The organism is Isoptericola sp. NPDC019571 (assembly GCF_044389385.1).
In the GTDB taxonomy this organism is placed as follows: domain Bacteria; phylum Actinomycetota; class Actinomycetes; order Actinomycetales; family Cellulomonadaceae; genus Isoptericola; species Isoptericola nanjingensis.
Genome location: NZ_JBIRXZ010000004.1, coordinates 328,101 through 346,539 on the forward strand (window position 1 = coordinate 328,101; position 18,439 = coordinate 346,539).

Sequence of the window (18,439 nt, forward strand, 5' to 3'; positions counted from 1 at the left end):
GCGGCGTCGGGGCCGGGTCACCAGCCGTTCGGGCTGAGCACCTTGCGGATGCGTTTCTCGCTGACGGCGCCGTCCGTGCCGAGCTGCTGGGCGAACAGCGAGACGCGCAGCTCCTCGATCAGCCAGCGCACGTCCGCCAGCTCCGCCGCCCGGGCCGGGTCGGCGGGGCCGGCGGCGTACGCGGCGCGGGCCTTGTCGTAGGCCTCGGCGACGTCGTGCACGCGCCAGGCGAGCTCCGCATCGCGTGCGGGGTTCGTCTGCGCCTTCTCCAGCCGGTACGACGCCGCGCGCAGGTAGCGCACCAGGTGCGGGACGCGGCGCGGCGGCGTCTGCGCGACGAACCCGTCGTGGATCAGCCCGGCGACGTGGTCGCGGATGTCCTGCAGCGTGTTGAGCAGCGCGAGCGACGACGACGCGCGGACCTCGCCCTCGACCGTGCGCCAGGCGGCCAGCGCGGCGACGACGTGCCCCACGACCCGGTGCACCTCGTCCTCCAGGTGCCGGCGGACGAACTCGCGCGCCGCCGCGTACACCTCGGCGTCACGGACCTGCGTGGCGACCGGGCCGCCCGTCGGGGTGCCCGGCGCCTTCTCCGCGTCCGGGCTGGTCAGGGCGATGACGGCGGCGAGCTGCAGGTCGCCGACCAGCGCCTCGGTGTTCCGGTACGGCGCGGCCGCCAGCGTCAGCGACTGCTTCGACGTCCAGCGCGACGTGATGCGGCCCGCCTGCAGCGCCGTCTCCGCCAGCAGCAGGCGGCGCACGCCGCGCGCGTGCGCGGCGTCGCGGCCGGACGCGTCGGCGAGCACGCGAAGCGCGACCGACGGCGCGCGTTTCGCGTCCTCCTCCTCGACGAGCGCGGGGTAACCGCGCACCACCACCCCGCCGCCGAGATCGGTCGAGACGCTCGCGGGGAGCGCGCCGTCGGGCAGGCCCTCCGGCCAGGTCGTGAGGCCGGTCTGCTCGGGGACGACGGCGCTCGCGCCGCCGGTCGCGGTCGGCGCGGGGGCGGTCCGCGCGGGGCGCCCCGGCGTCGGCGCGGATGGCGCGGACGGCGCGGACGCGGCGGTGCCCGCCGAGCGTCGCGCCTCCTCCAGAGCCAGCCCGACGGCGCCCTTCACGGCCGCGCGGACGGCGGCCTCGGCCTGCGCGGCGAGCCGCTTTTGGAGCGACAGCAGGTCCTTGGACTCGTCGAGCGGGACGGGCGCGGGGCGACGGCCCTTGCCCTTCCGGCCCTTCCCCTTCGGTGCGCCCTTCGTCGTGTCCCTCGCGTCCGCGGGGGCGGCGTCCTCGACCCGGAACGTCATGCGCAGGTGCGCGGGCAGCCGCTCGACGCGCTCGGCGTCCCAGACGTCGTCGGGGATGACGACGTCGCGCAGCGCGCGGACGGCGCGGGAGAACGCGGCGTGGAACGGCTCGGCCATGTCGCCGGCGCGGGTCATGTCCTCCCACGACGGCGTGTTCGCGCGCAGCCAGCCGGCGACGGCGCGGCCGACGTCCGGCGCGGGGACGAGCTGCACGCGCACGGCCTTGGGCAGGGACTTGATGGTGGCGACGCACAGCTCGTCGAGCAGGCCCGGCACCATCCAGTCGAAGCCGTCGGGGGCGACCCGGTTGAGGATCGACAGCGGGACGTGCACGGTGACGCCGTCGGCCGCCGCGCCGGGCTGGAACTGGTACGTCAGCGGCAACGTGACCTCGCCCTGCGTCCAGGTCTCCGGGAACTCGGACGTGTCCACGGCGTCGGCGTCGACCAGCTGGTCGAGCGTGAACGTCAGCAGGTCCGGCGTCTCGCGCTGCGCCGTGCGCCACCAGCGGTCGAAGTGGGCGGCACTGACGACGTCGTCGGGCACGCGCTCGTCGTAGAAGGCGAAGAGGTCGTCCTCCGACGCGACGAGCCCGCGCTGCCGCGAGCGCGCCTCGAGCTCCTCCGCCTCGGCGAGCAGGCGCCGGTTCTCGGCGAAGAACTGGTGGTGCGTGGTCCACTGCCCCTCGACGAGCGCGTGCCGCACGAACATCTCGCGCGCGGCCTCCGGGTCCACCTTGGCGTAGAGCACGGGCCGGTCGGCGACGATCGGCACGCCGTACAGCAGCACCTTCTCCGTGGCCATGGCCGCGCCCTGCTTGGTGGACCAGTGCGGGTCGGAGTAGGTGTGCTTGGCGAGCGGGCCCGCGAGCTCCTCGGCCCACTCGGGCTTGATGCGGGCGACGTCGCGCGCCCACAGCCGGGACGTCTCGACGAGCTCGCCGGCCATGATCCACTCCGGCGGCTTCTTGCTCAGCGGCGAGCCGGGGAAGATCGCGAACCGGGCGCCGCGCGCGCCCACGTACTCGTTGCGGGCGCGCTTGGCGGCCTGGCGCAGCGCGCGGGCGCGGGCCTCGCCGCGCAGGTGCGCCACCGACGACGCCTTGATCTCGCCGGTGTCCTGCATGCCGATCTGGCTGAGCAGCCCCGCCAGCAGCGACCGGTGGATGGTGTCGTCGTCCCACGTGAGGCGATGGTCCACCTCGACCGCCTCGTCCTCGACCGAGGACGCCGCGCGGGGCCTGAACGACATGTCGATGCCGAGCGGCTTGGCCATCTCGCGCAGCTGCGCGACGACGTCCTGCCACTCGCGGATGCGCAGGAAGTTGAGGTACTCGGCCTTGCACATCCGGCGGAACGCGGACGAGCCCATCGCGTGCTGCTGGCCGCGGACGTACTCCCACAGGTTCAGCGCGGTGAGGAAGTCGGACGACTGGTCGGTGAACCGGGCGTGCAGCTGGTCGGCCTGCGCGCGGGACTCCGAAGGGCGCTCGCGCGGGTCCTGGATGGACAGCAGCGCGGCGACGATCGCGACCTCGCGCGCGACGCCGCGCTTCGAGCCCTCGATGATCATGCGGGCCAGGCGCGGGTCCATCGGCAGCTGCGCGAGCGTGCGGCCGACGTCGGTGAGGCGCGTCGCGCCGTCCGTCGTCTCCAGCGCGCCCAGCTCGGACAGCAGCTGCACGCCGTCGCGCACGGCCCGCGTGTCCGGGGGCTCGACGAACGGGAACTTCGCCACGTCGTCGGGAGTCGTCACGACGCCGACGCTGATCATCTGCAGCAGCACGGACGCCAGCGACGTGCGCAGGATCTCCGGCTCGGTGAACTCCGGCCGGTTCTCGAAGTCGTCCTGCGAGTAGAGCCGGATCGCGACGCCGTCGGCCACGCGGCCCGAGCGCCCGGAGCGCTGGTTGGCCGACGCCTGGCTGATCGGCTCGATCGGCAGCCGCTGCACCTTGGTCGCCTTGGAGTAGCGCGAGATGCGCGCCGTGCCCGGGTCGACGACGTAGTGGATGCCCGGCACCGTCAGCGACGTCTCCGCGACGTTCGTCGACAGCACGATGCGGCGGCCAGGGTGCGACTGGAAGACGCGGTGCTGCTCCGCGGCCGACAGCCGCGAGTACAGCGGCAGGATCTCGACGTGGTCGGGGCGCCTGGCGTCCCGCACGCGGTCCTTGAGGTGCCCCTCCAGGGCGTCCGCGGCGTCGTGGATCTCCCGCTCGCCGGACAGGAACACGAGGATGTCGCCGGGGCCCTCGCGCATCAGCTCGTCGCAGGCCTCGACGATGCCCGTGACCAGGTCCTTCTCCTCGCCCTTGGCCTTCTTGGGCTGGTCGGGGTCGGTGTCCGGGGACAGGGGTCGCCAGCGGATCTCGACGGGGTACGTGCGCCCGGTGACCTCGACGACGGGCGCGGCGTCGGGCAGCACGTCGACGACGGCCTCGGGCGCCCCGCCGATCTCGGCCAGGTGCGACGGCGAGAAGTGGGCGGCGAAGCGCTCCGAGTCGATCGTCGCGGACGTGATGACGAGCTTGAGGTCGGGGCGGCGCGGCAGCAGCCGGGACAGGTAGCCGAGCAGGAAGTCGATGTTGAGCGACCGCTCGTGCGCCTCGTCGATGACGATCGTGTCGTACGCGAGCAGGTCCGGGTCCCGCTGGATCTGGGCCAGCAGGATGCCGTCGGTCATCACCTTGACGAGCGTCTCGTCGCTCGACTCGTCGGTGAACCGCACCTGATAGCCGACGACGCCGCCCAGCGGGGTGGACAGCTCCTCCGCGACGCGCTCGGCGACGCTGCGCGCCGCGATCCGCCTCGGCTGCGTGTGCCCGATCTGGCCCTTCCGGCCGCGCCCGAGCTCCAGCAGGATCTTCGGCAGCTGCGTCGTCTTGCCGGACCCCGTCTCGCCCGCGACGACGACGACCTGGTGGTCGCGGATCGCGGCGGCGATGTCCTCCCGGCGCGCCGAGACCGGCAGCTGCTCGGGGTAGACGATGGGTGGCACCTCGACGGCGGCGCGCAGCGCGGCGGCCTTCTCGAGCTGCTCGCGGCTGACGCGGCGCGGGCCCGCCTGCCGGGGGCCGCGCCCCTGCCCGCGACCGCGCCCTCGGCCCCGCCCGCGACCCCGACCGTGTCCCCGGTCCTGGGGACGACGCGCACCGCCGTCGTCCGACGACGACTGCGGTGCGGGGCTGGGCTCGGTGCTCACGACGTCCCATTCTCTCAACCTCGGCAAGGTGATTCGTGCCCGCCCGCCGCGCCGTCCTCACACCCGACCACGACGTCGCCCGGAGGCGGCCCGGTGAGGCGCACGGGCGAGGCGACGAACAGCCCCGCCGCGAGGAGCGCGAGCGCCGTCCCGGCGGTGCACCACCGCGTCACGACCGCGGCCGTCCGGGCCCGGAGCGACCGGCGCACGAGGACGACGACGCCCAGCCCGGCGAGACCGCCCGCGGTGTTGACGACGACGTCGGTGACGTCCGAGCTCCCGACGGCGAGGACGTACTGCGCTGTCTCGAGGAGCGCGCTCGCGCCGGCGAGAGCGCCCGCGACCCGCCACCACGGCCAGGACGGCGCGAGGAGCCCGAGGTAGACGCCGCAGGGCAGGAAGAGCAGGAGGTTGAGCACGAGCTCGACGGGCTCGCTGGCGCCCGCGTGGGCGGTGGCCGCGAACGGCACGAGCTTGACGACGCGCTGGCCCGCCTCGCCGACCCGGGGGACGTCGAGCTTCCAGAGAACGGTCCAGGCGAGCAGGAGGAGGTACGCCGCGAACAGCAGGGGCAGGAGCCGCGAGCGGGGCGCGGGCACGGGGACGGTCATCGCTCCAGCCCACCAGGCGTCATGTTGCGGGAGCGTATGCGGAGCCCCGCGGTCACCGCCGGGGGCGCACGCTCGACGCGCGGACGGTGAGCGTCGGGTCGAGCAGCAGGCGGTGCGTCGGGCGGCGGTCGCCCTCCGTGAGCCGGGCGACCATGGTCTCCACGGCGAGCCGCCCGACGTCGTACGTCGGGGGCCGGACGGCGGTGAGCGGCGGGTCGCCCAGCTCGGCGACCTCGTCGTCGTACGCGACGATCGCGAGGTCGTCGGGCACCCGGACGCCGTGGTCCTGGCAGTACTGCGCGAAGGTGAGCGCGAACGGGTCGGAGTGCAGCAGCAGGGCCGTGGTGCCCGTGCGCCGGATCTCGTCCAGGGTCGACGCGAGCCGTTCGGCGCGGCCCGGGCGGTCGAAGCCGTCGCTGTGCCCGACGACCTGCTCGTCGGGGTCGATCCCCAGGGTGCGCAGCGCGTCGTGCCACCCGTGGCCGAGGGCGCGCGACGTCGTCGTCCCCGCGATCGACAGCAGCCCGATGCGCCGGTGCCCCTGGGCGTGCAGGTGCCACACCGCGGTCGCCGCGCCGGACGCGTGGTCGGACACCACCCACTCCAGGCTCTTGAAAGGGCTGATCTCCGGCGGCCGGCGGTCGGCGAGCAGCACCGGCGTGCGCAGCCGGTCGAGCCAGCCCAGGAGCTCGCCGACGCCCGGCCCGTCCAGCGTGGGCGTCACGACGAGCCCGTCCACCCCCGCCTCCGCGAGCCGCCGGCACTGGTGACGGTCCTCGTCGGGGTCGTAGGCCGTGGTGCGGATGACGAGCCGGACCCCGGCGCGCGCCGCGGCGGCCCGCGCCCCGGCCACGACCCGGGGGAAGTAGTAGTCGAGCTGCGGCACGACGAGGCCGATCGTGAGCCGCGAGCCCCGGGCGGTGGGCTCGGGCGCGGGCGCCGGGGCGACGCCCGCGGACGGCTCCGGCAGCGCTGCGCCGCCGTGCACGCGGACGAGGAGCCCTTTCGCGGCCAGCGCGTTCACGTCGCGCCGGACCGTCATCGCGGACACGCCGAGCTGGGCGGCGAGCGCGCCGACCGCGACGGTCCCGTGGGTGCGCAGCTCCCGCATGATGTGCTCGCGCCGCGCCGTGCTGAGCTCCGGGCCGGGCGTGGGTGCCACCGATGCCTCCTGGGGAGCCGGAACTGCTTGTTCGAGTCTGTTCATTTCTAGCCGACGACGGTGTCTGCGGGGGGTTGCCGTCCGACACTCGTGCACGTCCGAGCCGACGGCGGCCGACGAAGCCCGACGAGCAGGAGTCGAGATGACCGTGCGAACGCACACGCAGGAACCGGTGACGGCCGAGCTCGACCGGAGCGCGCTCGACTTCACGCCCTGGCGGTTCTGGGCCGACGCCGACGACGAACGGCGCGACCGCCAGCTCGCCCTGCAGGCGGAGCTCTGCCGCGAGCGCGGGTACGTGCTCGGCGAGCGGTGCTTCGTGTCCGAGCAGGCGTCGGTGACGAACGAGGTCCTCGAGCTGGGCGACCGCACCTACGTCGCCGCGGGCGCGTACGTCAGCGGCAGCCTGCGGGCGGGCCGCGACTGCACCCTCAACCCGTACACGGTGGTGCGCGGCGACGTGCGCCTCGGCGACGCCGTCCGGATCGGCTCGCACACGTCCGTGCTCGGCTTCAACCACTCGACGGACCCGGACACGGAGGTGCACCGCCAGCCGCTGACCTCCGCGGGGATCACCGTCGGCGACGACGTGTGGATCGGCTCCCACGTCGTCGTGCTCGACGGCGTCGCCGTGGGGGACAAGGCGGTGCTGGCCGCGGGGGCGGTCGTCACCAAGGACGTGCCGGCGGGCGCCGTCGTGGGTGGCAACCCGGCGCGGCTGATCCGCTGGCGGGTGCCGCAGGCCGCCGCGGCGCCGGCCGCCGGTGGGCTCGCGCGAGAGGTGCGCGAGTTCGCCGACACGGCCCGCGAGCAGGCCCGGTCGCTGCTCGACCGCTGCTGGGACCCCGCGACCGGGCTGTTCGTCGACGCCCCCGGCACGGCGCCCACCGTCCGGGCCCAGTGCGACGCCGTCGAGATCGCGGACCTGCTGCTCGGCGGTCCCCCGCCGCAGCTGCCGGCCGAGGAGCAGGTCGCCCGGCTGCGGTCCTGGCAGGACCCGGCCACGGGCATGGTCGGCGAGCTCGGGGCCGACCTCGCACCCGTGCCGCCCCGCCCGGGCCTGTTCGACCCCGCCGCCGGCTACCACGTCCTGTCCGTCGGGTACGCGCTCGACCTCCTGGGCAGCGCCTTCGCGCACCCGATCGCCGTCGTGGCGGACGCGACCCCGGGCGACGTGGTCGACGGCCTGGAGCGGCAGGACTGGGAGGCCGGCGCGTGGTCGGCCGGCCACTGGGTCGACATCCTCGGCACCGCGATGCACTGGAACCGCCGCGCCGGCGTCGCGGGCAAGCCGGGGGCGCAGGAGGCGCTGCTCGGGTGGCTGATGACGCACGCGAGCCCGCGCACGGGGACGTGGGGCACGCCGGGCGGGCCCGACGGTCTGCTGCAGGTCGTCAACGGCTACTACCGGGCGTCGCGGGGCACGTTCGCGCAGCTCGGGGTGCCCGTCCCGTACCCGGAGCGGGTGACGGACACGGTGCTGGAGCACGCCCGCGACCCGCGGTTCTTCCGGCCGGAGCGCCAGAACGCGTGCGACGTGCTCGACGTCGCCCACCCGCTGTGGCTCACCCGCGGCACCGGCCACCGCGGCGACGAGGTCGTCGAGCTGGCGCGGGGCCTGCTCGCACAGGCGCTGCGCCGCTGGTCGGCCGGCGAGGGCTTCGCCTTCCGGGCTGCGCACCCGTCCACCGCCGGTACCCCGGCGACGACGCCGGGCCTGCAGGGTACGGAGATGTGGCTGGCGATCGTGTGGCTGCTCGCCGACCTCGCCGGGCTGGCCGACCAGCTCGGCTACCGCCCGCGCGGGGTGCACCGGCCGGAACCCGTCGAGGGGTGACGGGTCCCGGCCGGTCGGCGCTCAGGGCACGCGGTACCCGGCGGCGCGGAACAGCTCGTACCACTCGGCCCGCGTGAGCGGGAGGTCCGAGCCCTGCGCCGCGCCGGCGACGCGCTCCGGCGTCGTCGTCCCCAGCACGACCTGCATCCCCGCCGGGTGGCGCGTGATCCACGCGACCGCGATCGCGATGGGCGGCACGTCGTACTTCGCGGCGAGACGGTCGATCACCGCGTTGAGCTCGGGGTAGTCGTCCGAGCCGAGGAAGACGCCGGTGAAGAACCCGGCCTGGAACGGCGACCAGGCCTGCACGGTGATGTCGTGCAGGCGGCAGTAGTCGAGGATGCCGCCGCCGTCGAGGGTGAGCGACTGGTCCTCGCCGGCCATGTTGGCCGCGACGCCCTGCGCCACGATCGGCGCGTGGGTGATGGACAGCTGCAGCTGGTTGGCGACGATCGGCTGGCGCACCGACTTCTTCAGCAGCTCGATCTGGCCCGGCGTGTGGTTGGAGACGCCGAACGAGCGGACCTTGCCGGACGACTCGAGGTGGTCGAACGCGCGCGCCACCTCGTCCGGCTCCACGAGCGCGTCGGGGCGGTGCAGCAGAAGCACGTCGAGGTGGTCGGTGCCGAGCGCTTCGAGGGAGCCCTCGACCGACTCGACCAGGTGCTCGTACGAGAAGTCGAAGTACGGCCCCTCGCGCACGATGCCGGCCTTGGACTGGATGGTGAGCTGCTCGCGCTCGGACGGCGTCAGCCGCATCGCCTCGGCGAAGCGGCGCTCGCAGCCGTGCAGGTCGTCGCCGTAGACGTCGGCGTGGTCGACGAAGTCGATGCCGGCGTCGCGGCCGGTGCGGACCAGCTCGCGGACGGCGTCGTCGTCCAGCTGCTGGATGCGCATGAGGCCGAGCACGACGTTCGGGACCTGGCGGCCGGTGCTGCCCAGGGGGACGGTTCGCATGAATCCTCCTCGATCGGGGGAGAGGTGGGTCGGCGGTGGTGGTGCGCCGGGTCAGGAGCCGGAGAGCTCGGCGAGCTCCTCGGCCGTGAGGACGAGGTCGACGGCACGCGCGGAGTCCTCGACGCTGGCCGGTCGTGACGCCCCCGGGATCGGCACGACGACGGGCGCGAGCGCCAGCTCCCACGCGAGCGTCACCTGCTGCGGGCTGACGCCGCGGGCCTCGGCGACGCGTCCGAACGCGGCGTGCGCGGAGCCGACCTCGCCCGCCCGGCGGATCCCGCCGAGCGGCGACCACGGCAGGAACGCGACGCCGAGGGACGCGCAGTGCTCGAGCTCGGCCAGGCTGGAGCGGAACGCGGGCGAGAACTGGTTCTGCACGGACGCGAGCCGCCCGCCCAGCACGTCGTTCGCCTCGTCGATCTGCGCGACGCTCGCGTTCGAGATGCCGGCCTGGACGATGACGCCCTCGTCGAGCAGCTCGACCAGCGCGCCGATCGACTCGGCGTACGGCACGGCGGGGTCCGGCCGGTGGAACTGGTAGAGCCCGATCGCCTCGACGCCGAGGCGGCGGGCGGACTCCCGGGCAGCCTTCTTGAGGTGCTCGGGGCGGCCGTCCTGCGTCCACGACCCGTCGCCGGGGCGCAGGTGGCCGCCCTTGGTGGCGACCAGCACGCTCGACGCGTCGCCGCCCCACGAGCGCAGCGCGCGGGCGATCAGCTCCTCGTTGTGGCCGACCTCGTCGGCGTGCAGGTGATAGGCGTCGGCGGTGTCGATCAGGGTGATCCCGGCGTCCAGCGCCGCGTGGATCGTGGCGACCGAGCGCGCCTCGTCGGGGCGGCCCTCGATGGACATCGGCATTCCGCCGAGCCCGATCGCGCTGACAGACTGGTTTCCGATCGTGCGAGCGTTCACAGCACTCCTTGTGTCGTCGGTGCCTCCGACGATAGGAAGATGACGTTGATGAGTCCAACAACTTGACCTCATAGGTTCCAGCACTGGGAGTGATCAATGGAGCTGCGTCAGATGGAGTACCTCGTCGCGGTGGCCGACGAGGGCCACTTCACACGGGCCGCCGCCCTGTGCGGGGTCACGCAGTCCGGGCTGTCCGCCGCGATCCGCAACCTCGAGCGCGAGCTCGGCACCTCGCTGTTCCTGCGCACCACCCGCCAGGTCTCCCTCACGGACGCCGGGCGCGCCCTGCTGCCCTTCGCCCGGCGGATGCTGGCGCAGGCGTCGGCGGGCCGTGACGCGGTGGTGCGCGCCAGCCAGCAGCTCTCGGGTCGGCTCCGGCTGGGCTCCGAGCAGTGCCTCGGCGTGGTCGACGTGGCGCCGCTGCTCGAGCGCTTCCGCCTGCGCTACCCGCTCGTGGACGTCCAGTTCACCCAGGCCGGCTCGCGCGAGCTCACCGCGCAGGTGCGGGCGGGCGACCTCGACGTCGCATTCGTCGCGGCCACCGAGCACCTCGGGTCCCTGCGCCGGCTCGAGCTCGGCCGCCGCCCGATCGTGCTGCTCACGCACGCGACCGACCCGCTCGCCGCGGCCCCCGAGATCGCGTGGGAGGACCTCGTCGACCGCGACTTCGTCGACTTCCGGGAGCAGTGGGCCATCCGGCGGCTCGCCGACGACGCATTCGGTGCCCGGCACCTCGAGCGCCGGGTGCGGATGAGCGTCGACGACGTGCACACGCTGCTCGACTTCGTGCAGCGCGGCCTCGGTATCGCCGTCGTCCCGCAGCACGTCGCGACCAAGCCGCAGGCCGCGGGCCTCGCGGTGCTGGAGCTGCCCGAGCGCGGGACGCCCGAGTGGGTGGTCGCCGCCATCGCGTCGCCGACGGCCGAGCCCACCGCCGCGCGGCTGCTGGAGCTCGTCGGGGAGGCGAACCTGGCCGTGGCGCAGCCGGCCTGATGTCGTACCCCGACCACCCCGGTGGCGCGGGTAAGGTCGGCACCGCCCGAGAGCCGGGCCGAACGAGGAGGTCATCGTGCGCGTCGCCGTCCTGGACGACTACCAGCGGGTCGCCCACCGCTTCGCGGACTGGGCGAGCCTGGGGGCCGAGGTCGACGTCCTCGACCACCCGCTGGCCGACGACGACGCGGTGGCCGCGGCGCTCGCGGGGTACGACGTCGTCGTCGCGATGCGGGAGCGCACGCCGTTCACCGCGGCGCGACTGGCCCGCCTGCCCGACCTGCGGCTGCTGGTGACGACCGGGCGGCAGAACGCGGCGATCGATCTCGACGCGGCGCGCGAGCGCGGCGTCGTCGTGTGCGGCACGGAGTCCCCGGCGAACGCGACGCCCGAGCTCACGTGGGCGCTGATCCTCGCGGTGCTGCGGCACGTGCCCGCCGAGGACCGGGCGATGCGCGACGGCGGGTGGCAGCACACCGTGGGCGGAGACCTGGAGGGTCGCCGGCTGGGCGTCGTCGGGCTGGGGCGACTCGGCACGCGCGTGGCGCGCGTCGGTCAGGCGTTCGGGATGGACGTCGTCGCGTGGAGCCAGCGCCTCGACCCGGCGACGGCCGAGGAGGCCGGGGTGCGCGCCGTCGCGAAGGACGAGCTGTTCGCGACGTCCGACGTCGTCACCGTGCACTACAAGCTGAGCGACCGCAGCCGCGGCATCGTGGGCGCCGACGACCTGGCGCGCATGAGACCCACCGCCGTGCTCGTCAACACCTCGCGCGGGCCGCTCGTGGACACGGACGCCCTGCTCGCCGCGCTGCACGACGGCCGGATCGGCGGGGCCGGGCTGGACGTGTACGACGTCGAGCCGCTGCCCGCCGACCACCCGCTGCGCTCCGCGCCGCGCACCGTGCTCACGCCGCACGTCGGATACGTCACCGAGGCGACGTACCGCACCTTCTACGGCCAGGCCGTGGAGGACGTCGCCGCCTGGGCGGCGGGGGCGCCGGTGCGCGTGCTGACGTGACCGGACAGGTCAGACCGACATCCCGTACCCGTCGAGCGTCGAGGTCGTGGCGAACGACGCGAACAGGCCGCCGAACACCGCGAGCACGATGAACAGCACGTACAGCACCCAGAGCGCGGTGAACGCGATGGACAGCCACAGCCCCCACTTGCCGAGGACGTTCGGGTAGCCCACCTTCTTCGACTCCGACAGCGCCATCGCGGACACCACGATGCCGGCGGGCGCGATGACGAACGCGAGCACGAAGCCGACGATGCCCATCGTTTTGCCGGGCGGCTCCGGCGCGTAGGCGGGGTACGCCGGGTACGGCGCGTGGGGGTACTGGCCCTGCCCGGCCGGGTAGCCCTGCTGCGGGTACGCGTGCTGCTGGTAGGGCTGCTCGCCGTAGCCGGGCTGGGGCTGCTGCGGGCTCGGCTCCTGGTACGGCTGACCGGGCTGGTGCGGATCGCTCACCGGCACAGTGTGACGCAGCGCGGGGCGCAGGTCGAGTACGTCGTCAGCCCGGGACGGCGCGGGCGTAGCGCGCCGCCAGCACGCGCAGGTGCTCGACCAGCTCGGGCGGTTCGGTGACGTGGAAGTCGAGGCCGAGCATGCCGATCCAGACGGCGACCACCGCGACGCTGTCGCCGCCGGTGACGAGGACGCTGCGGCCGTCGGGCAGCGGCTCGACGGTGCCGACGGCGGGGTTGATGCGGGCCAGCACCTCCTCGGCGGGGGCGTCCACCACGATGCGGGCGTGCACGGCCCAGCCCGTGCGCGCGACCTCGCGCACCACGAACTCCGAGAAGTCGCCGGGGAACGGCTCCGGCCGGAACCGCCTTCCGCCCGGCGTGCGCAGCCGCAGCCAGTCGACGCGGAAGGGTGCCCAGGCGCCGGCCCCGGGGCCTGCGGCGGGGCCGACGCTCCGCGCGACGAGGAACCAGCGGCGCTGCCACGAGACCAGGCGGTACGGCTCGAGCTCCACCGGCTCGTCGCGGTAGAGAGCTCGCAGCCCCTGGTGGTCGCGGATCGCGTCGGCGACGGCGGACAGCGTGCCCGAGTCGATCCCCGGGTCCTCGACGTTGGAGCCGGTGTTCTCAGGGCCCGTGGTGCTCGCGTCACGGATCGCGGCCAGGCGGCGCCGCAGGCGGTCGGGCAGCACCTGCTCCAGCTTGGTGAGCGCGGACTGACCGGACTCCTCGAAGCCCGCGGTGCCGGTCGCGGCGCGCAGCCCGACGGCGACGGCGACCGCCTCGCCGTCGTCGAGCAGCAGCGGGGGGAGCCGCGCTCCCGCCCCGAGCCGGTAGCGCCCGCCCGGGCCGCGCACGGCGTGCACGGGGTAGCCCAGCTCTCGCAGCCGCGCGACGTCGTTGCGCACGGTGCGGTCGGTGACGTCGAGGCGGTCGGCGAGCTCCGCGCCGGACCAGTCGGGGCGGGACTGGAGCAGCCCCAGCAGGGCGAGGAGTCGTGCGGACGCAGAGCCCATCGGGGCCTCCGGGGGCGACAGGGGAGACGCGTTCAGAAACTCGTCGGAACGAGGTCAGAATAACGGAAAGAAGTATTCCGGAACCCTGTCTACGGTGGGTGTCAGGAGCTGGGGAGAACGCCCGGCCCACGATCTCGGGAGCACGCCATGACCTCGACGACCACCTCGACAGCCGCCACCCTCGAGCTCCGCCCCTTCACCGTGCACGTCCCGCAGGCCGACCTGGACGACCTGCAGCAGCGCCTCGAGCGCACCCGCTTCGCGCCGGCCGCCCCCGGCGACTCGTGGGAGTACGGCACCCCCGAGTCGTACCTGCGCGACATGGTCGAGCGCTGGAAGGCCTTCGACTGGCGCGCCGTGGAGGCACGGCTCAACGCCTACCCGCAGTTCACGACCGAGATCGACGGGCAGACGATCCACTTCCTGCACGTGCGCTCGCCGCACCCGGGCGCGACGCCGCTGCTGCTCGCCCACACCTACCCCGGCTCGGTGCTCGACTTCCTCGACATGATCGACCCGCTCGTCGACCCCGTCGCCCACGGCGGGCGTGCCGAGGACGCGTTCGACGTCGTCGTGCCGTCGATGCCCGGGTTCGGGTTCTCGACCCCGGTCGCGCCGGCCCCGAACGGCGGGGACTGGACGATGTCCCAGGTGGCGAGCCTGTACGACGGGCTGATGCGAGGGCTCGGGTACGGCGCCTACGGGATCCACGGCAGCGACGCGGGTGCGATGATCTCCCGCGAGCTCGCCGTCGCCGAGCCCGACGGGTTCCTCGGCGCCCACGTGCTGCACCTGTTCTCGTTCCCCTCCGGGGCCGAGGGCGAGATGGACGGCTTCGGGCCGAAGGAGTACGCGGCGCTCGGGCACATGCAGTGGTTCCAGTCCGTGGGCGCGTACAACACCATGAACGCGTCACGTCCGCAGACCGTCGCGGCAGGCCTGGCGGACTCGCCCGTGGCGACGCTGGCCTACTCCGAGCTGTTCGAGAGCTTCGGCAACGGCACCGCGCTCGTCTCGGCCGACCAGGTGCTGGCGCAGGCGAGCCTGTACTGGCTGACCAACACCTACGCCAACGCCGCCCGCTACCACTACTCCGAGCAGCGGACCGGGGCGGAGCCGGTCGTGAGCACCGGCCGTCTCGGAGTGGCCGTGTTCAAGGACGACTTCCAGACCATCCGCAGCCTCGCCGAGCGGGACAACTCCAACATCCAGCACTGGTCCGAGTTCTCGCGCGGGGGCCACTACGCCGCGCTGGAGGTGCCGGACGACGTCGTCGCCGACCTGCGGGTGTTCTTCGGCTGAGCCGGCCGGACCGTCACTTCGGCAACGAGCGGATCTGTTCGGCACGGGATCGTGCCGAACAGATCTGCTCCGTACCGAACTGATCGTCGTGGTGGAATCGACGGGTGTTCACGCGACCCCGCACCCGCCTCGACCTGGTCCCCCGCCGCGTGCGCGTGCACGCCGTCACGGAGCTGACCGGCACGCTGCGCCGCACCACGTTCCGCGACGTCGACGGCGCGGACCCGGGCGCCCCGACGTCGCTCGCGGCGCTGCGGGCGCCCGGCCCGGAGGACCACGTGAAGGTGTTCCTGCCCGACCCGGCCACCGGCGAGCTGCACGCCCCCACCCTGGCCGCGGACGGCGGGCTGCAGCGGCCGACCGGCGTCGTCTCCATCTCGCGGGACCTCACCGTGCGCGCCACGCGGACGGTCGACGGGGTGGCCGAGGTCGACATCGACTGGGTGCTGCACGTCGACGGGGGGCCGGCGTCCGCCTGGGCGTCCCGGGCGGCCGTGGGCGACGAGGTCGTCCTCGCGGGGCCGCGCGGCAGCGTCGGGGTGCCGGACGGGATCGGCCGGCTGACCCTGGCCGGCGACGAGACCGGCCTGCCTGCCCTCGCCCGCTGGGTGGCTGCCGTCGGGACGGACGTACCGGTGACCGCGATCGTCGAGATCGGCGACGACGTCGACGAGGCGCACGTCGAGGACGAGCTGGACGGCGCTGCCGTCGAGATCCTCTACCGCACCGACGGCCCGGGGCAGCTCGCGGACGCCGTCCGCTCCCTGGGCGGGCTGGAGCCCGACGAGCTGTTCGTCGGGCTCGGCGAGGCCGACGACCTCGTGCCCGTGCGCCGCCACCTCCGCCGGGAGCTGGGGCTACCCGCCGAGCAGGTGCACGTCTCCGGGTACTGGCGGCGCGGCACGGTCAACCTCGACCACCATCTGCCGATCGACCCGAGCGACCCGGACTGACCCTGACGCCGACGCGCCGCGTCAGGCGGCGGCGTTCTCCGTCTCACCGCGCAGGGCGTCGATCTGCTCCTGCAGGGTGGACAGCAGGTCGGCCACCTTGTCGGAGCCGTTCTCCCGTGCCTCGTCCGTCACGTGCTTGACCTCGGCGGATGCCGCCTCGAGCGCCACCTGCGCGTCCTCGAGGGCGACGACCGCGCCGTCCTGCGACTTCTCGGCCCGCGCGAGCGCCTCGCGCGCCTCGTCGGTCGCGGCCTGGGCGGAGGCCATCGCGTTCGTGACGTCGGTGCGGAGCTCGTCGGGGATGCCGGTCACCTGCTCCTCGATGCGCTGCAGGTCGGAGTCGATGGCCTCGGCCTGGCTCTGCGCGTCGGCGATGAACTGTTCGACGTCGGCGGGGGCGGAACACGCGCCGAGCATCATCGCGAGGGCGAGGAGGCTCGCCGCGGCGAGACGGGTCGTCGTCTTGCCCTTCGTGGTGCTCGTCGTCGCTGACGTCATGGCCACGATTCTGCACTGCCAACCTGAACATTCCCTTATAGGGCCGTGGAGATCTTGCACACAGCGACCGTCCCGGCTGCCCAGGACGGCGACGCCCCGCGGCGGCAGGATGACGCCATGAGTGCGCTGACGACGTCCGAGCTGACGGCGATCTACACCGACCTGCACGCCCACCCGGAGCTCGGTTTCGCCGAGCACCGCACGGCCCGGATCGTGGCCGACCGGCTCCGCGGCTGGGGCTACGACGTGCACGAGGGGATCGGCGGGACAGGCGTCGCGGGCGTCCTGGCGAACGGCGCGGGACCGCGCGTGCTGCTGCGCGCGGACATGGACGGGCTGCCGGTCACCGAGCGGACCAGGCTGCCGTACGCGTCGACGCAGGTCACGACGGCCGCCGACGGTCAGGAGACCGGCGTCATGCACGCCTGCGGCCACGACGTGCACGTCACCTGCCTGCTCGGCGCCGCGGCCGAGCTCGCGGCGCGCCGGGACGCCTGGTCGGGCACGCTGCTGCTCGTCTTCCAGCCGGCGGAGGAGCTGGGCAACGGCGCGCGGGCCATGCTCGACGACGGCCTGTACGCGACCGTCGGCGGCGCGCCGGACGTCGTGCTCGGCCAGCACGTCGTGCCCACGCCCGCCGGCGTGGTGAGCGTGACGCCGGGCGTCGCGATGTCGGCCACGGACTCGCTGCGGATCACCCTGCACGGGCGCGGGGGCCACGGGTCGATGCCGGAGACCACCGTGGACCCCGTGCTCATGGCCGCGGCCACGGTGCAGCGGCTGCAGGGCGTCGTGTCCCGCGAGATCGCGGCGAGCGACTCGGCGGTCGTGACGGTCGGGGCGATCCACGCCGGGACCCAGCCCAACATCATCCCGGACCGCGCCGAGCTGCTCGTCAACGTGCGGACCTTCACCGAGCCGGTGCGCGATCGCGTGCTCGGTGCGATCCGCCGCATCGTCGAGGCCGAGGCCGTCGCGTCCGGCGCCAGCGAGGCGCCCGAGGTCGAGACGATCACCACCTTCGCGGCCATGGTCAACGACCCGGTGGCGACCGAGCGCACCCGCCCGGTGCTGGCCGCCGCGCTGGAGGGGCAGCGGGGCCTGATCGAGTCGGCCGGCGGCCGGCCCGCCGTCCTGACCCTGCCGCCGATGGCGGCGTCGGAGGACGTCGGCGAGCTCGCCACCGACGCCGGTGCGCCGCTCGTGTACTGGTTCCTCGGCGGCTTCGACCCGGCCCGGTTCGCCGGCGTCGACCTGAAGGCCGGCCGGCTCCCCGAGGGCGTTGCGTCCAACCACTCGCCGTTCTTCGCGCCCGAGCCCGAGCCGACGCTGGACCTCGGCGTCGCGACGCTCGTCGCCGCCGCGCAGGAGTGGCTCGACTGACCCGCGCTCGATGCGCGCGGCGGGGTCAGCGGGCGCCCAGCCGGCGGCTGATCTCGGCGGCGGCGCGACCGGCCGCGGCGGCGAGCTCGTCGCGACGCGCGGCGTCGACGTCGTCGGACCAGAACGTCAGCGCCACGCCCGCCACCGGGCGGCCGGTGTGGTCGAGGGCGGCGTGCGCGACGGATGCGAGGCCGGTCGTGACCTCGCCGTCCTCGGTGGCGTGGCCGCGACGGCGGGTGTCGCGCAGCACCTCGCGCAGGTCGCGCAGCGTGCGCGGGCCGACGCCGGTGCGGTCGGCGAGCGCCGCGGCCGACGGGAACAGCGCCCGCACCTGCGGGGCCGGCAGCAGGGCCAGCACCGCGCGGCCGCTGGCGGTGAGGTGGCTGGGCAGGCGGACGTCGACGTCGGTCACGAGGCTCGGCCGGTGCGGCGCGCGCTGCTCCACGAGGTACAGCACCTCGCGGCCGTGCAGCACGGCGAGGTGCGCGCTCTCGCCCGTCGTCTCGACCAGCCGCGCGACGACGGGGCGCGCCAGCCGGGCGAGCGGCGCCTGCCGCGCGTACGCCGACCCGAGCGACAGCGACGCCGTCCCCAGCCCGTAGCGGTGCTCCTCCGGCAGGTGCGTCACGAAGCCCTCGTCCACCAGCACGGACAGCAGGTGGTAGACGGTGGACCGCGGCAGGCCCAGGTGCTGCGCGACCGCTGCCGCCGGGACCGGGCCCGCCTGCGCGGCCAGGTAGGTCAGCACCCGCAGCGTGCTGCGCGCCGCCGGGACGTCCGCCATCGGGCCCCCTTCGCGCGCGGTCGTCGTGTCTGGGATCCCAGACTGAACCTCGTCGG

General features: G+C 74.5%; 15 protein-coding genes. 6 read left to right on the forward strand and 9 right to left on the reverse strand.

From position 1 onward, the window contains the following. Positions 1 to 17: 17 nt before the first annotated feature. Genes hrpA through ACH443_RS09650 form a run of 3 tightly spaced genes read right to left on the reverse strand, consistent with a single transcriptional unit; the run spans position 18 to position 6,281 of the window. Entirely contained in the window at positions 18 to 4,508 is a 4,491-nt protein-coding gene (hrpA, locus tag ACH443_RS09640) for an ATP-dependent RNA helicase HrpA (protein ID WP_430590164.1), read from the reverse strand. A 14-nt stretch (positions 4,509 to 4,522) separates the two neighbouring features. Beyond that, on the reverse strand, positions 4,523 to 5,119 hold the full coding sequence (locus ACH443_RS09645; RefSeq protein ID WP_430557580.1) for a VanZ family protein: 597 nt from the start codon (positions 5,117 to 5,119) through the stop codon (positions 4,523 to 4,525). Between the two features lie 52 nt (positions 5,120 to 5,171). Further along, positions 5,172 to 6,281 (reverse strand): substrate-binding domain-containing protein, encoded by a 1,110-nt coding sequence (locus ACH443_RS09650; protein ID WP_430590165.1) that lies wholly within the window; start codon positions 6,279 to 6,281, stop codon positions 5,172 to 5,174. A gap of 142 nt (positions 6,282 to 6,423) precedes the next feature. Here ACH443_RS09650 and ACH443_RS09655 point away from each other — a divergent pair, with 142 nt between their 5' ends. Beyond that, entirely contained in the window at positions 6,424 to 8,118 is a 1,695-nt protein-coding gene (locus ACH443_RS09655) for an acyltransferase (protein WP_430590166.1), read from the forward strand. A gap of 21 nt (positions 8,119 to 8,139) precedes the next feature. Here the strand turns inward: ACH443_RS09655 and ACH443_RS09660 are convergent, their stop codons facing one another. Both ACH443_RS09660 and ACH443_RS09665 read right to left on the reverse strand, forming a co-directional pair. Then, entirely contained in the window at positions 8,140 to 9,075 is a 936-nt protein-coding gene (locus ACH443_RS09660) for an aldo/keto reductase family oxidoreductase (RefSeq protein WP_430590167.1), read from the reverse strand. A 51-nt stretch (positions 9,076 to 9,126) separates the two neighbouring features. Then, positions 9,127 to 9,987 carry an aldo/keto reductase gene (locus ACH443_RS09665; RefSeq protein WP_430590168.1) on the reverse strand — a complete coding sequence of 287 codons (861 nt, stop codon included), beginning with the start codon at positions 9,985 to 9,987 and terminating at the stop codon, positions 9,127 to 9,129. Positions 9,988 to 10,083: 96 nt separating this feature from the next. Here ACH443_RS09665 and ACH443_RS09670 point away from each other — a divergent pair, with 96 nt between their 5' ends. Both ACH443_RS09670 and ACH443_RS09675 read left to right on the forward strand, forming a co-directional pair. Next, on the forward strand, positions 10,084 to 10,980 hold the full coding sequence (locus ACH443_RS09670) for a LysR family transcriptional regulator (protein WP_429765260.1): 897 nt from the start codon (positions 10,084 to 10,086) through the stop codon (positions 10,978 to 10,980). A 76-nt stretch (positions 10,981 to 11,056) separates the two neighbouring features. Beyond that, the gene (locus ACH443_RS09675) at positions 11,057 to 11,998 is read left to right on the forward strand and encodes a D-2-hydroxyacid dehydrogenase family protein (protein WP_430557585.1); all 942 of its coding nucleotides are present in this window, start codon (positions 11,057 to 11,059) and stop codon (positions 11,996 to 11,998) included. Between the two features lie 9 nt (positions 11,999 to 12,007). Here the strand turns inward: ACH443_RS09675 and ACH443_RS09680 are convergent, their stop codons facing one another. Together ACH443_RS09680 and ACH443_RS09685 are read right to left on the reverse strand one after the other, a co-directional pair. Continuing rightward, positions 12,008 to 12,451, reverse strand: a complete 444-nt coding sequence (locus tag ACH443_RS09680) for a hypothetical protein (RefSeq protein ID WP_429765264.1) — start codon at positions 12,449 to 12,451, stop codon at positions 12,008 to 12,010. A 43-nt stretch (positions 12,452 to 12,494) separates the two neighbouring features. Next, complete coding sequence (locus ACH443_RS09685; RefSeq protein ID WP_430590169.1) at positions 12,495 to 13,463, reverse strand: helix-turn-helix transcriptional regulator; 969 nt, start codon at positions 13,461 to 13,463, stop codon at positions 12,495 to 12,497. Positions 13,464 to 13,610: 147 nt separating this feature from the next. Here ACH443_RS09685 and ACH443_RS09690 point away from each other — a divergent pair, with 147 nt between their 5' ends. Further along, the gene (locus ACH443_RS09690; RefSeq protein ID WP_430590170.1) at positions 13,611 to 14,765 is read left to right on the forward strand and encodes an epoxide hydrolase family protein; all 1,155 of its coding nucleotides are present in this window, start codon (positions 13,611 to 13,613) and stop codon (positions 14,763 to 14,765) included. A gap of 104 nt (positions 14,766 to 14,869) precedes the next feature. Next, on the forward strand, positions 14,870 to 15,718 hold the full coding sequence (locus tag ACH443_RS09695; protein ID WP_430590171.1) for a siderophore-interacting protein: 849 nt from the start codon (positions 14,870 to 14,872) through the stop codon (positions 15,716 to 15,718). A 21-nt stretch (positions 15,719 to 15,739) separates the two neighbouring features. On the opposite strand, the gene ACH443_RS09700 is transcribed toward ACH443_RS09695, so the two are convergent. Beyond that, a complete protein-coding gene (locus ACH443_RS09700) occupies positions 15,740 to 16,216 on the reverse strand; it encodes a hypothetical protein (RefSeq protein ID WP_429765275.1) in 477 nt (158 codons plus the stop codon). A 117-nt stretch (positions 16,217 to 16,333) separates the two neighbouring features. Between ACH443_RS09700 and ACH443_RS09705 the strand changes: the two genes are divergently transcribed. Further along, positions 16,334 to 17,599 (forward strand): amidohydrolase, encoded by a 1,266-nt coding sequence (locus tag ACH443_RS09705; RefSeq protein ID WP_430590172.1) that lies wholly within the window; start codon positions 16,334 to 16,336, stop codon positions 17,597 to 17,599. A 25-nt stretch (positions 17,600 to 17,624) separates the two neighbouring features. Here ACH443_RS09705 and ACH443_RS09710 read toward each other — a convergent pair whose 3' ends face one another. Then, complete coding sequence (locus tag ACH443_RS09710) at positions 17,625 to 18,383, reverse strand: IclR family transcriptional regulator (protein ID WP_429765278.1); 759 nt, start codon at positions 18,381 to 18,383, stop codon at positions 17,625 to 17,627. Between the last annotated feature and the right edge of the window lie 56 nt (positions 18,384 to 18,439).